Origin of the sequence: Flavobacterium sp. ENC, assembly GCF_020991415.1 — a bacterium.
Classification (GTDB): Bacteria; Bacteroidota; Bacteroidia; order Flavobacteriales; family Flavobacteriaceae; genus Flavobacterium.
Genome location: NZ_JAJMOY010000003.1, coordinates 242182 through 257149 on the forward strand (window position 1 = coordinate 242182; position 14968 = coordinate 257149).

Genomic DNA, 14968 nt, shown 5'->3' on the forward strand with positions numbered 1-14968 from the left:
AATATCGATGTTTTTTTGGTTGAAAGAAAAATGATTTTTTATATTTTTTTTTCAATCGTGATGGTGAGCTTATTTTTTTGTTGTTTTATGTTTACCATTTGACCTTCAATGAATCCAAGTTCTTTAAGCCATTTGCCAGCAAGTCTTATTACAGGAGTTGTTGTGATTTTGCGATTTCTTGATTTGTATATCGCGTGAATTTTTAGTTTTCTTGAATGCATCATTGTCGTATAATTATATGACAAATGTAAGATAAATAATCGACATGTCGTATTTTAATATGACAAATTTGTCAGCAAATTGCATGACATTTGATTTATGACACGAGATAAGTTAAAAGAAAAAATAGGTCAACGAATTATTGAACTCCGGGAAAAAAAAGGTTGGAGCCAGTCTGACTTGGCGAGAGCCTGTAATAAAGACCGTCAATCTATTGAAAAAATTGAAAATGGAAAAGTGAATCCTACACTTTATACTCTTTTTGAAATTGCAGTTGCTTTAGAAATTTCACTATCTAAATTAGTTGATTTCAAATAGTGACTGACTTAAAATTATGTAATAAAAAAAAATCCGACCTGCTTTCACAAATCGGATTAGTATTAAAAATTGAAACGAATTATTTTTTAGGATTCTTTACGTTTTTGTCGGTATCCATCATTTCCATGAGTTTCAAACCTAATAAACCGCTGATCGAACCATCAGAACCGCCATTTCCGGTGATTAATACGTCAGGAATTACTTTGATGTTTCCTTTACCAATTTCCTCGGTAACTTTGTATTTGGTGAAATTATCACCGCCCATCGCCGTAACCTGTAATTGATAGGATTCTGCTGTAGATTTACCAATCGCCATGATTTTTTCCGCTTCGGCTAAACCGGTTTTGGAGATTCTTTCAGCTTCTGCACTTGCATTAAGTTTGGTCGCTTCGGCTTGTGCCCCGGCTCTGGCTTTTGTAGCTTCTGCTTCAGCATTAGCGCGCATTTTTGTCGCTTCGGATTCTGCGTTTACGTTTAGTTTTAAACTGGTAGCATCTCCTTCTGCTTTCTTAACAGTGGCATCGGCGGTACGTTGTGCAATTTCAACACTTTGTGAAGCACGAACGATTTCTTTCTGCATGTCGGCAATTGCCGTTTCTTTCTCCATTCCCTGACGTTGTTCCTGCGCCATTCTTTGGGTTTGATAGGTTTTTTGTTCCTCTTCGGCCAGTTTTCTGTCGGTTAGCGTTTTCATTAAGGAATCCGGCGGAACGATATCACCAATTAAGGTATCAACAGCATTTACATTGTATTCGTCCAGAACCAGTTTGATATGGTTTTTGGCAGATTCCTGACGTTCTTTTCTGGTCGATAAAAACGAAATCACATCGCTGTCCTGAGCCGAGTTTCTGAAATAGTTACCAATCGTAGGTTCTAAAACCTGAGAAACCAGGTTGTTCATGCTTCCGAAACGGGCAATAACTTTTGGTGCTTCGGCAGCGGGAACGTGAATGATCTGTGCTACATCCAGATTAAACGGGAAACCATCTTTGGAACGAACGGTAATGGTAGACAGATTTTTATCTAAATTATGGGATTCGCTTCGTGCATTCGCCCAGTTTAAAACCAGATTAGTAGTCGGAACGGCCTCCAGTTTGGTGGTGTATTTGTTTAATGCATATTTTCCCGGTCCAAGTGGTTCCATCCAGACACCACGTTGTCCTTTTGAAACAATATTTCCGTGTTTGAAAGTATCACCGGTAACATCCTGTCCGTCTTCACCAATATAGGAGATTACAACTCCGACATAACCAATAGGCACGTCGGTCATTGGGTTCTGTTCAATCAGGATTGCCCAGGTATTGATATAATAAGAACCTGCCAGCATGACCTGAGGCTGTAAACCACGGTTTCCGCCTTTGTCCAGAAACTGATCGAAATCCTGAAAGTTGTTGTGTCCTTCTAAAAATTTTCCGGCAATTTGCCCTTGCGGAATCGGTTCACCATCGAGAGCTGTAACGATTCCGATCATGTTTTCGTAAATCTTTATCTGGTCTGCCATTACAATTTCAAACAGAAAGGTATTAATACGGTACGAACCCGTGGTGATAAAAGCAGTCTGACGTCCTTTCTGACCGCCATTGTTTAAGAAAGAGGTGGCATCCTGAAAGTTGTCGCTGTCTACTTTTCGGGCCAGGATTCGTCCGGTTGGAATTTCCTTTCCGTCTTTACTTAAAACAAGCCCGATTTTACCTTCCGGAATAATCGTAAATCCGGTCATGTCTACGGTGTATTGCCAAATCCACATGGCCCAGTACAATCCGGGAGCTAAAGTTTGTGCCTGGTAACCTGCTTCTCCTTTCGTAGCAATGATTCTGCCATCCGGAAGGGATTTGTCGGCACCAAACAAAACGAATTTTTTGGTCACGAGACCAATTTTGTCTTCGGGAACGATTACCATTCCGAAGAAAACACGAAGTACAAATTTGTAAAATAAAATGGAGAATACAAGTAATAGTACCCACCAATAAGAAGTAATTTCAGTCATAGTTATTTTGAGTTTATGGTACAAACATAACAGAAATACTAACTGTTAAAATGAAATATTTTTAAAATTAACATTTGGCTTTTTTTAGATAGAAATGTTAAAATTAACTCAATTTTATATCGTTGGAATTGTCAATTTGTGACACGATTTTTTGCTCTGTCAACTATGATTGGTATTTTGGGTTTTAACAATTTAAAAGGGTAATTGTTTTGTTTTGGGAATGTAGTAGGAGGGAAAGGGTTTGGGTGATTTTTAGAAAATCAAAAGGAAATGCTCAAAAAAAATGCGGCCTGCTTCACAAATCGGATTTTAATTTAAATTTAACTCGTTGGGTGGAATTCAAACTTTTGTCAGGCTGAGCGGAGTCGAAGCCCTTTTAGTGTAGAATAGCCTTCGACTTCGCTCAGGGTGCCCTTCGACTTCGCTCAGGATGACAATGGTTTCTAAAAGAATAAAGATATTTTATTCAAAATTATACTTTTATCTATTTGCTCCAGATCAAATCAAAGTTTCTTCTATTCCAGCTTTTTTATAATTCGGTCTGTACCTTCTTGTAAACCTTTATAGTAATCTCCTTTTTTTAGTTCGGGAATTACAAAAGTCGATACAATGCTTTCTACTTCCTTGTCGCTAAGTTTATTCCGTAATTTTTCAAGTCCGCGAATTTGTATCTGTCTTAATTGTTTGCTTATCACCAGTATAATGGAAGCATCGATTTTCAGGCTTGTATTTAGATATTTGTCAAGCTCTAAAGAGTAATCGCTAAGGTCAGTGTAGGGACTTATGGACGAGGTAGTCACTAAAACAATTTTGTGTCCGGTTTTTGTTTCACAGGATTTTAAAGTTGCACTTAAAGTTTGTATCTGTTTTGGAGTCAGAATTTTTTCGAAGTCATTGACGTAATCGTATTTTTTTTCGAAGATGTTTTGTGTTCCGGTTTTTGTTTGGGCAAAAAAACTATTCGAAAAAATAACAGAAAGCGCAATAATGAAAAATATTTTTTTCATGGGTAGATTTGTTTTGGGGAGCCGCAAAATTACCACTTTATTGTTAGAATTCGTCTTGTAATTTGATACTAAAAGGTTACTATTTTTATTTATGGTATTTTGAAGTACCTGAATAAATCAGACTTGCTTATGCAAACCTTATTTTTTCTAATAATTGTTGCTAATAAATCTCACGCAAAGACGCGAAGTCGCAAAGTTTTTTTCTGTTATTTTGTGCAATTTTAAGCAATCGAATATAAAACTTTGTGACTTTGCGACTTTGCGTGAAAAATAAAAGCAGATGTTAAATAAAATCAATCCGGCTTGCTCTCACAAACCTTATCTTTTTTAAATGTTTGTTACTAAATCTCACGCAAAGACGCGAAGTCGCAAAGTTTTGTTCTATGCTTTAAGCATTGGTGACTTAGTAAAAAAAAGCCTTAAATAAAAACGGTCCTGTTTTAAGTAATGGGATTTAAAACTTTGCGCTTTTGCGACTTTGCGTGAAAAAATAAGCAGATGTTAAATAAAATCAATCCGGCTTGCTATCACAAACCTTATTTTTTCTAATAATTGTTGCTAATAAATCTCACGCAAAGTCGCAAAGTCGCAAAGTTTTTTTCTGTTATTTTGTGCAATTTTAAGCAATCGAATATAAAACTTTGCGACTTTGCGTCTTTGCGTGAAAATGAGTATATACTAAATGAAAAAAATCCGATTTGCGAAGGCGAATCGGATTCTTTAAATTGAAAATTATATGTAACCGTAAAACGGTTTTGTATTACAAGTGAATTACTTCGCCATAAGCATCAGCTACAGCTTCCATAACAGCCTCGCTCATTGTTGGGTGAGGGTGGATGGATTTTAGGATTTCGTGACCTGTAGTTTCCAGTTTACGGGCTACAACTGCCTCAGCAATCATATCTGTAACTCCGGCACCAATCATGTGGCATCCTAACCATTCTCCGTATTTAGCATCGAAGATTACTTTTACGAATCCGTCTGAATTACCGGATGCTTTTGCTTTTCCTGAAGCAGAGAACGGGAATTTACCAATTTTTAAGTCGTATCCTTTTTCTCTTGCTTGTTTTTCAGTCAGACCAACAGAAGCGATTTCAGGAGTTGCGTAAGTACAACCCGGAACGTTTCCGTAATCGATTGGGTCTACGTGTAATCCTTTGATTTTTTCAACACAGTTGATTCCTTCAGCAGAAGCTACGTGAGCTAAAGCCTGCCCAGGAGTAACATCTCCAATCGCGTAATAACCCGGAATATTGGTTTGGTTGTAAGCGTTTACTAAGATTTTATCTCTGTCAACAGCGATACCAACTTCTTCAAGACCTATGTTTTCAATGTTTGTTTTGATTCCAACTGCAGAAAGTACGATATCAGCTTCAAGGATTTCTTCTCCTTTAGCTGTTTTTACTGTTGCTTTTACACCCGCTCCTGAAGTATCCAATGATTCTACAGAAGAACTGGTCATTACTTTAATACCTGCTTTTTTCAAAGATTTTTCAAATTGTTTTGAGATATCTTCGTCTTCTACCGGTACCACATTTGGCATAAATTCTACAATAGTAACATCTGTTCCCATTGAGTTATAGAAATGTGCAAACTCCACTCCAATTGCTCCTGAACCTACAATAATCATAGATTTTGGCTGTGTTGGTAATGTCATTGCCTGACGGTATCCGATTACTTTTACACCATCCTGAGGTAAGTTTGGTAACTCACGGGAGCGTGCTCCGGTTGCAATGATAATATGATCTGCACTATATTCGGTAACTTTATTGTCTTTGTCTGTAACGTCAAGTTTTTTTCCCGGTTTTAGTTTTCCAAAACCTTCAATAACGTCAATTTTGTTTTTCTTCATTAAGAACTGAACTCCTTTGCTCATTCCATCTGCCACATTACGGCTGCGTTGTACCACAGCAGGGAAATCTTTATCAAATTCAGAAACTTTTAATCCGTAGTCAGAAGCGTGTTTCAGATAATCAAAAACCTGAGCTGATTTTAGCAATGCTTTTGTCGGGATACATCCCCAGTTCAAACATACACCACCTAGGTTTTCTTTTTCAACTACAGCTACTTTAAAACCTAATTGTGAAGCTCTAATTGCTGTAACATATCCGCCAGGACCACTTCCTAAAACAATAACGTCGTATTTCATTTTTTTTGCTTTTAGTATTTACTACCGAAAATGAAGTTTATGAATCCGAAACTCATTTTCAATTTCTTTGTTATTTGTGATTGCGAATTTAAGGATTTATTTTAAAAAAATAGTAAGTTGTAAAAAAGTAAAAAGGTAAAATGTGAAATGTTGATTTAAATATCCTACATCTCACATTTTACCTTTAGTATTTTAGTAAAGTTGATTAAACCTTAATATGTCCCCAGTTTTCACCGCTGGCAATTCTTCTGATCTGCATTTCGCTTACGCCAAATTGCTTGGCAATCATTTTCAGACGCGTTTTTTGTTCGGGCCTGGCCAGGATTTTCTTTATTAACATCACTTTGGTCGTGGTTAATTTTCTTCCGTCGGCTTTTAGGTTGTGTTCAATCAGATTCTTTTTGGCCTGAATTACATGAGGGCTTTTGCGGCTGTGTTCCATCATTTCGGCTTTTGTTGCCCAGCGTAAATTGCTGACATCATCATTGCTTCTGTTGTAATCCAGATGGAGTACATAACTTTGTTCTTCTGATTTTTTCGGAATGAAATACTGCGCTACTAATTTATATAAGAAAAGATATTTATTGACAATTTTGTCATCTTTCTTCACTTTGAAACGGAATGTCGGATATCCGTCGCTTAGGCCTCCTTTTAAAAGCCGGCCGTTTTGTATTTCGTCGGTAAAACTTATTAATCTTCCTCTGTTTGAAATGGCGTATTTAAGTTGCAAAGAGGCATTTATTTCTATTTCTTTGAATTCTTCGTTTGGATAAAATCTATTTATTGGCATTGTCTTTTACATTTGATTTGATTCTCAAATATAAAAAATTCAAAAAGGACAAAGGCTATAGGATTGGTTTTGAAGGGCAGTTTTATGATTCTTATAACGCTATTTTAACTTTTTTAAGAACTTTTTTAGCATTTGAAAACGGATTTTACTGCCTAAAATTTAAAAACCAATACTTTTTTGAACCAAAAATTAGCATTAATTTACTGATCAAGCCAATTCTTGAAATTGTTTATTTCCTTTTTGCTGATGATTATCGGGTCGTCTTCTACAGGTCGAACGGTAAGTTTCAGTTCGATTTTCTGATTGGAATGTTTGATGACTTCTTTGATAATGTTTCTGTTTACAATGTATTTTCTGTTGACTTTAAAGAAAATAACCGGATCCAGATTGTGAATGATGTCGGTAAGGGTATTATCGTATAAATGGCTGTTTCCTGAATTTACATAAATAAAAAGGTGCTTGCCCGAAGCGACAAAGTAGGTAATATCATTTTCGTTAACAGAAATAAGTTTGTATCCGTGGTTGACTAAAAAGTGACGCTGGATTTTGCTGGTTTCCGGATTTTCGAGTGCAACCAGTGACTGAATGGTAGCATCGCTGTTGAAAGTGTTTTTTATTTTTTTAAATTTTTCCAGTGCTTCAAACAATTCCTGTTCTTCAAAAGGTTTCAGGAGATAATCGATCGTAAAATGTTTGAAAACCCTTATGGCGTAAGAATCATAAGCTGTAACGAAAATAACAGGGCAGGCGATAATGGTTTTTTCGAAAATTTCGAGACTTTTTCCGTCGCCGAGATGAATGTCCATAAAAGCCAGGTCAACGTTATTTTCAGCAAAAAAAACAACGGCTTCTTTTACCGATTTTAAAACTGTTATTTCTGCGATCGGTACAATATTTTGCTGTTCTAAAATAGATTTCAGATAACTCGAAGCAAGATATTCATCTTCAACAATGGCAATTTTCATCTTCTTTTGAATGGTGTATTGCTTTGATACTACTACAAAGCTGGTATTTGACTCTGCAAATATATTAGTTAAGCTTTATAATTGATGATACTGAATTGTTTTTTTATTCAAATTTTGAAGGGATTTTGTTTCACGAGAACGTTTAAACCAGGTAATGTGTTTTTATTTTACTGCTTTAATAAACAAAAAGAGGCCCAGTTTTGCAACTGGACCTCTTTCAAAAAAAACAATAGGTATTATAGATTGGGATTGTTTAATCTCGCATTTGCCGGGTAGATAATGGTATAACGCGGATCGTTTTGTATCAGTTTGTAAGTGTCACCATCTAGTGTATGGATGATTTCTTTTTGTGTTGTTCTTCTTAAATCAAACCAACGGTGTCCTTCAACAGCAAATTCACGGTGTCTTTCTTCCAAAATGAAGTTGGTTAAATCAGCAGCATTCATTGCACTGACAGTAGTTTCAAGTTGTGTATATCCTGCCGCAGTATATCTGTTTTTGATAAAGCTTAAAACAGTTGTTTTAGCCTCACCAATATTATTCAGTTTTAATGCAGTTTCTGCTTTTGTCAAATACAACTCAGAAGTTCTGAAAGAACATTTTTGATCATCGTTACCTCCTTTTTGAATTCTGAAACGGCTTCCGTTTGCTAAAAAGTAAAGAGGAAAACGTAAATCAGTAGTCTTGCTGTAAGCCGCAATTAGGTCAGGTGAAGCATAAGATGTTCCTTTAAGACCGTTAATGTATCCGTCTTCAAGGGCTAAAATTGATTCTTTTGAATTGAATTTAGTTGCGAAAACCGGTGTAGCTTTTAAGTCCACTAAAGTGCTGTTGATCGCTAAAGCTTTGTTTGCAGCATCAAAAGATTTTTGCCATTGTTGCTGGTACAAAAAGATACGGCTTTCTAAACTAAATAAGGCAGCCTTAGAAAAACGGTAGTTTTTACCTGTTGCCTGTGTATCTAAATTGATTAATTTCTCCGCTTCCTGCGTATCGGCAATAATCTGATTGTAAATTACTCCAACACTTTCAGGTACAAAAGCCTGCTCTAAATCGATCTCAAGTGCCAAAGGAACTCCTTTGTCTGAACCTGCAGTTGCAGCGCTGTAAGGTTTACCAAAAAGGTTTACCAAATCAAAGTATGCCATTGCTCTTAATGCATAAGCTTCTCCTACTAGTTGGTTTTTTTCAGGTGAAGCTTCTAATTTTGACGCTGCTTCGTTGATGACCACATTCGTGTAGAAAATTACAGTATACAGATCCTGATATTGGAACGTAAAGGTAATACGGTCCGGATTAGAATCTTTCCAGGTATAAATGTCTTTGTAAACATTTAATTCATCACTAAATTCATTCATTGTCAATTCGTCTGTACGAACTGCAGTCAATGATTTGTGTTCCGGATAACTTGCATATCCTGTCGTTAAAACGGCACGATATTGTTCAAGTGTTTGTGGAATAACACGGCCTACAGGTGTAATATCCAGGTAATCGTCGCAACTTGTTACCGCAAGTGCCGCAACAAAAAGGGCTATATATTTTGAGAATTTTTTCATCTTTAAATTTTATTAGAAAGTTACATTACATCCTAAAGTGAATGACTTAGGAACTGGTTGTGCATAAATGTTTCCGAATGTTTCAGGGTCAAAGTAACCTTTGTAGTCAGAACTGATTACGAATAAGTTTCTTGCCTCAACATTGAATCGGATACTTTGAATGTTGATTTGGTCTGTAAACGCTTTAGGGAATGTATAACCTAAACGCATACTGCTCAATCTCATATAACTCATTTCGCTAACCCATGTATCTAAATAATTGTAAGTCGGGATTTGGTTTTGTCCGGAATACCATAGGTATGCCATGTAAGAATCTCCTGTTCCTGAATCTTTACCATTAATTGCAGGTAAATTAGATGAAGTGTTCGTTGGTGACCATGCATTCAAAATTTCATTGCTGTAATTTTGTCCTCTGTCAACTGTTGTTCCGTTGTAAGGAGGAGTTCTTACTACTGTTTGTTTTAAATTAAAAGAAGCAGCAATGGTAAGATCAAAATTACTTACTTTGAAAGTATTCGTGATACCTCCTGTAAATTTAGGGTCTCTGTCTCCTAAGTAGGTAAACAAATCTCTGAATTCGCTTGCTGATAATTTTGACTGCGTCAATTCTCCAGGGAAGAAATCAGCATACGGATCAAATAAACCAAAGAATGTCTGAGTGTTTACCGTTTCTCCTTTTTTGTTTACAAATAAAGGATATCCGTTTTCGTCAATTCCGTTTGTTTTAAATCCAAAAATAGCATTTACACCACGTCCTTCTCTGTTCGGCAGGTAATCAGTGTCACGTACTTCGATACGGTCAATGTTACTTTTGTTATGAGAAAAGTTAATGCTTGTATTCCATTTAAAGTTTGGACGGTCGATGTTTTTGGTCGACAAAGTAATTTCGTAACCTTTATTGCTTACTTGTGCCCAGTTTAAATTCGTGTATTCGAAACCATTTTCTAACGGAAGTGCTCTTAAACCAATAAGGTCTGTACTTTTTCTTCCGTATAAATCGGTTACAATGCTGATACGGTTATTGAATAAACCAAGATCCATACCTAAGTTGGTATTTGTTGTTTTTTCCCAACGTAATTTATCATTTGGCGGACTTTCCACTACAAGTGTAGGTTCTGATTGTCCCGGTAAAATAATAGTACTGCTTCCTCTACCCACTACATATGGAGAAGTTCCCTTGTCAATGTTTCCTTGTAATCCGTAAGAAGCACGAAGTCTTAAGTTAGAAAGTGTTAAATTATCTTTTAAGAAATCTTCTTCAGAAACGGCCCATGAAGCAGAAGTAGACCAAAGTGGTAAATATTTATATTTTGGATCTACACCAAATAAATCTGAACCATCGTATCTGACACTTCCGAAGAAGCTGTACTTTCTGTCATAGGTATAAGAAGCTGTTGCAAAAAAGGAAGCAAAAGCGTTTTCATTTTTAGTCTTAATATACGTTTTGTAATCTGCGTCGTTAGCAAAAGATGTCGTTGGGAAAATAATTTGTTGTGTAGTTAAATTATTTTTATCAAAACCAAATCCTTTAGTAGCAACAAAGGTATTGTAATTTCTTCTTAGCTCATTACCTACCATTGCTTCAATTTCGTGTTTCTCTCCAATAACTTTAGAATAGTTGATCATTGTTTTCAGGTTGTACTGGAAAAAGTCAGTATTACTGTTTTGGATCACACCACCATCAGGAAGGAAATAATTGAACGCTCCGTTTGAGAAATATCTTGATTTTTCTCTTTGTTTTCTAGTGTAATAAGTCTCTTTACCCGCATATTTTTCGCTGGACGTATTATCCAACTGTAAACCTAACTGGCTTGTTACTTTTAAGTCTTTAGTTACTTTATATTCAGCATCCAATAAAGCTTTTACGGCTCTGGTTTTTAAATCATAAGAGGTATTGGCTCTTTCTTCAAGGAAGTTAAAAGGCACGTAACGATCTGAATAACCTGATATGTCTTTATCATATTTATAACTTCCGTCAGCGTTGTAAGGAGTTAAATACGGGTTTACATTTCTGGAGTAATTTGCAGGATTAGTAAAAGCATCCGTATCGGTCAAATAAGAAATAGTTTTGTTTTCAGATCCGAAGATTCCAACACCAACTTTAAATTTGTCTGTGATTTCATAGTTGTTTTTTAACGTTAAGTTGTAACGTTTGAAACCAGTTCCAATAGTAGTTCCTTTTTCATCATAGTATCCTAAAGAGAAATAGTAATCTGATTTTTCACCACCTCCGGATAAACTTAAACCGTGTTGTGTATTTATTGCAGTTTGGTACAATAAGTTACCCCAGTTGGTATTGTTTCCTCTTAAGCTGTTAATAGATTGTTGTGTCTGAGGGCTTAAAGAAGAGAATCCACCGGCTCTGAAAGCTGCTAATTCATTCGACCCGTTAAGGATACGAGCAATATCACCACCGGTGTCTCTATAAGTTAAATCTTCACGGCCTGCCATGCTAAGTTCTAAATCAACTTTCTCACTTGCGTTCATTAAGTTTAATTTAGAAAATTCAGGTCTTTGCGTAATAAAAGTATTCGTATTGAAACTTACTACCATTTTACCTGCTCTACCTTTTTTAGTAGTTACTACGATTACACCATTTGCGGCGCGGGCACCATAAATAGCAGTTGCAGCGGCATCTTTTAAAATAGTAATATCTTTGATGTCGTCCGGGTTTAAACCTGCGATAGAATAATTAGTAAGATTATCGATATTGTCCTTATCGTAGTTTTTTGGGACTTCATTGTTCTCTAATGGTAAACCATCCAGTACCCATAACGGATCTTGTGTGCCACTTAAAGAAGCTGTACCCCTGATTCTGATTTTTGCCGGTGCTCCCGGTGCTCCAGACGGAGTACTCACAGCAACCCCTGCAATTTGTCCAACTAACAACTGGTCAATACTCGAAACCCCTGTTTGTTGAATCGCAGACATGTCAATTTTTGTAACGGCAGAAGTAAGTTTTCTTTTCTCAATTTTCTGGTAACCTGTTACCACTACTTCCTGAAGCTTTGCAGTCTCAGATTTTAAGCTGACAGTATAATTTTTCTGAGCATCTAATTCAAGAGTATACGATTTGTATCCCATAAAAGTAACTCTCAAAGAAGTAATGTTCTTTGCTATTTTCAAGCTAAACTTACCATCAAAGTCGGTAGTTGTTCCGATACCTTCACTTTGAATAATTCCGGCATAGGATGTTTTGTTTGAAATCGAATTGTTTTCAACAAAAATCGATGCACCGGGTATTGGCGACTGATCCGCTTCGTCTAGTATTATACCCGTAATAGTTCGGGTTTCCTGCGAGTATCCTGCGATGGCCAGGAGAAGCAGTAGGGCATGTAAAATTTTTCTCATGTTTTTGGGGGTTATTTATTAAAAGGTTGTGTTACTTAATGCTTTTTCTATTCTTTGTATTAAATCGGTATAATGGTTCTGAGTAGACTGATCTCCGGTATTTTTTTTGCTTTTTAACAGCTGAAGCACTTTTCCAAGTTCTCCTTTTTTATCAGAAGTGACTTCTGTAATTCTTTTTAAAGAGTACTGATTAATGTTTCTTATCATTTCTCCGTCCTGCATATACGTACATAACTGAGGCATGTTTAAGGTGTGTAAATCAACTGTTTTCTTAGGTTCTGTTTTTTCAAATATTTTATTGGTCGAAACAATTAAAATATCTACATAATTCTTTTGGGTCATACGCTCCAGAATCGTTAGTGATTTGTTTAGGATCGTCGGGGCAAAAATCTGCTGATGTAATTTTTTGAATAATTCATTTACGGTAAAAACCTTTTCTTTGGTTTCATTACGCTGATATAATTCATTCTCCGTCATTCTTAATAAACGTTCGTCGCTCAATAAATCGTACAATATTCCGCATTGTAATTCTCTTGCCAAAGTGTAAGGTGTATATTCGTAAGGTCCAAGCGGAGAATCTTTTAACGGATTCGTTTTGTCCAGAATCGGATTGAAAAACAACCATTGCGGAATCGTTATTACATTTTTTACTAAATAATCTGCTGCTCTTTTTTGCATGGCAGCAGGAACCGGAACGTAGCTTTGTTTGTTGTCTCCGTGAACGGTTACGTTAAGATAGATTCCGCCAATATTGTTTAGTACGTGACGGTTGTACAATTGCCACTGGCCAATCGTTCCAATGTATAATTTTGCCGTTTCGTAATAAGACTGATCCTTATCGTATGTCCAGTCTAAAATATTATCTACGACACGTTTTAGGTTTTTCAATCCGTATTCACTTGCTTTTACAGCATCATTTCCTAAATCTTCCGATTGGGAACGCGGATCAATTACGTCTCCCTGTTGTTCGCCATAAAAATAAATCGGATCGTTTTGATGTAAAGTGATTAATGAATTCAGTTTTAATCTCTCATTATCATTATTAGCGTACCATCTGTATCCCCATTCGATAGCGTATTTGTCATATTCACCAATTTTTGGAGTGATAGCCGTCACATTATCTTCCGGTTGTGCTACATAATTATAACGGGCATAATCCATAATCGAAGGAGCCGTTCCACCCATTTTTGCCGTGAATTCTTTAGAACGTAATGATTCAACATCATAAGCAAAAGAAGCCCCCATATTATGTTTCAGTCCAAAAGTGTGACCTACTTCGTGAGACGATACAAAACGGATCGCTTCTCCCATATGTTCGTCGCTAAAGGTATTTCCTCTTGATTTCGGATCAATTGGTCCGGTCTGAATACGCATCCAGCTCTGTAAAGACGTCATTACATTATGCCACCAGATAATATCGGCTTCAATAATTTCACCGCTTCTTGGATCAACAACCGATGGTCCCATCGCATTTGACTTTTGCGAAGCGGCATAAGTAATAACAGAATAACGTACATCGTCAATATCAAAATCCAAATCGGCTTCTGTAGGCTCTTTGGCAATGATAGCATTTTTAAAACCGGCTTTTTCAAAAGCAACCTGCCAGTCGTGAACACCGTCAATAATATATTTTCTCCACTGTTTTGGAGTCGAAGGATCGATATAATAAACGATAGGTTTTTTAGGTTCCACCAATTCACCTTTCAGATATCTTTCTTCATCTTCCTTTTTTGGTTCTAATCTCCAGCGGGTAATCAGTTCTTTTTCAACCATTGCCTGTTGGGCATCGGCAAAATACCAGTGTTTTTCGGTGAAATAGCCAATGCGGTTATCGGAAAAACGGGGTTTCATCGGAACTTTATCAAGTAAAACAATATTGCTTGTCACCCCAAGGGTTACAGATAAAGCAGGGCCGCCTTCACTAATCGAAGTGGTCAATTGTGATTTTACCACAACATTTTTCGGGAATGCTTTTGAACTTTCGATATAGGATAAATTCGATTGTACCGAACCTCCAAATTCGATATTGCTAAGGACATCGTTAAAGCTTTTTTGTTTTCCGTCAAAAATCTTGTTGACCTTAATAACAACCGAAGTCGAATCATTATTTTTGGTTTCGATATCAAATACTTCAATAATGGATTCTGAAAAATTATCTTTTACCGAAGCGGTTATCGCATCGTCTTTCGGAGACGAAACTTTAGGAAGATAAGATTTTACCCAAACTTTCTTTGCTACTGTATCTTTATAGAAAGTGATTACTTTGTTTTCGTAATTCATTCCTTTATTGTATCCGAAATCATTCACCTGAAAAGGAACCTGGGACAATTTGTTTACTACTAAAAACTCTCTTTCGAATAAACTGTCCTGAATTTCAAAATAGACATCTGTTTTAACCTGGATAATATTAAAAAGACCTTTTTTTACAGTTCCTTTTTTTACAAGGTCATTGTATTTTTTTCCTTTTTTGGAAGATGTGCTATCTTTTTCTATTTCGGTAGTATTTTCTTTTTTCTTATTCTTTTGTGAAAAAACAGAAATAGGACCTAATAAAAATAAAACTAATGCGACGATTACTTTTAAGTTACACAGGATTGCCTTTTTCCTCATTGTGGTGTTAATTTTA

Annotated in this window: 10 protein-coding genes; 1 reads left to right on the top strand and 9 read right to left on the bottom strand. The window is 36.2% G+C overall.

Annotated elements, in window-relative coordinates; all coding sequences use genetic code 11:
* Positions 1-38 precede the first annotated feature (38 nt).
* Positions 39-224: a SymE family type I addiction module toxin gene (locus LPB89_RS09870; RefSeq protein ID WP_230701577.1), complete on the bottom strand. Its 186-nt coding sequence runs from the start codon at positions 222-224 to the stop codon at positions 39-41.
* Between the two features lie 94 nt (positions 225-318).
* On the opposite strand from LPB89_RS09870, the gene LPB89_RS09875 reads away from it, so the two are divergent.
* Positions 319-537, top strand: coding sequence for a helix-turn-helix domain-containing protein (locus LPB89_RS09875; protein ID WP_230701578.1), 219 nt, complete (start codon positions 319-321; stop codon positions 535-537).
* 79 nt (positions 538-616) lie between these two features.
* Here LPB89_RS09875 and LPB89_RS09880 read toward each other — a convergent pair whose 3' ends face one another.
* From LPB89_RS09880 to LPB89_RS09915, 8 genes are all read right to left on the bottom strand, one after another.
* On the bottom strand, positions 617-2524 hold the full coding sequence (locus tag LPB89_RS09880) for an SPFH domain-containing protein (protein ID WP_230701579.1): 1908 nt from the start codon (positions 2522-2524) through the stop codon (positions 617-619).
* Between the two features lie 515 nt (positions 2525-3039).
* On the bottom strand, positions 3040-3531 hold the full coding sequence (locus LPB89_RS09885; RefSeq protein ID WP_230701580.1) for a YgcG family protein: 492 nt from the start codon (positions 3529-3531) through the stop codon (positions 3040-3042).
* A gap of 760 nt (positions 3532-4291) precedes the next feature.
* Positions 4292-5680, bottom strand: coding sequence for a dihydrolipoyl dehydrogenase (lpdA, locus tag LPB89_RS09890; RefSeq protein WP_230701581.1), 1389 nt, complete (start codon positions 5678-5680; stop codon positions 4292-4294).
* Between the two features lie 205 nt (positions 5681-5885).
* A complete protein-coding gene (locus tag LPB89_RS09895) occupies positions 5886-6470 on the bottom strand; it encodes an NUMOD4 domain-containing protein (RefSeq protein WP_230701582.1) in 585 nt (194 codons plus the stop codon).
* Positions 6471-6670: 200 nt separating this feature from the next.
* The gene (locus tag LPB89_RS09900) at positions 6671-7435 is read right to left on the bottom strand and encodes a LytTR family DNA-binding domain-containing protein (RefSeq protein ID WP_230701583.1); all 765 of its coding nucleotides are present in this window, start codon (positions 7433-7435) and stop codon (positions 6671-6673) included.
* 236 nt (positions 7436-7671) lie between these two features.
* Entirely contained in the window at positions 7672-8991 is a 1320-nt protein-coding gene (locus LPB89_RS09905) for a RagB/SusD family nutrient uptake outer membrane protein (protein WP_230701584.1), read from the bottom strand.
* A 12-nt stretch (positions 8992-9003) separates the two neighbouring features.
* Complete coding sequence (locus LPB89_RS09910; protein ID WP_230701585.1) at positions 9004-12342, bottom strand: SusC/RagA family TonB-linked outer membrane protein; 3339 nt, start codon at positions 12340-12342, stop codon at positions 9004-9006.
* Positions 12343-12360: 18 nt separating this feature from the next.
* Positions 12361-14952 (bottom strand): zinc-dependent metalloprotease, encoded by a 2592-nt coding sequence (locus LPB89_RS09915; protein ID WP_230701586.1) that lies wholly within the window; start codon positions 14950-14952, stop codon positions 12361-12363.
* Between the last annotated feature and the right edge of the window lie 16 nt (positions 14953-14968).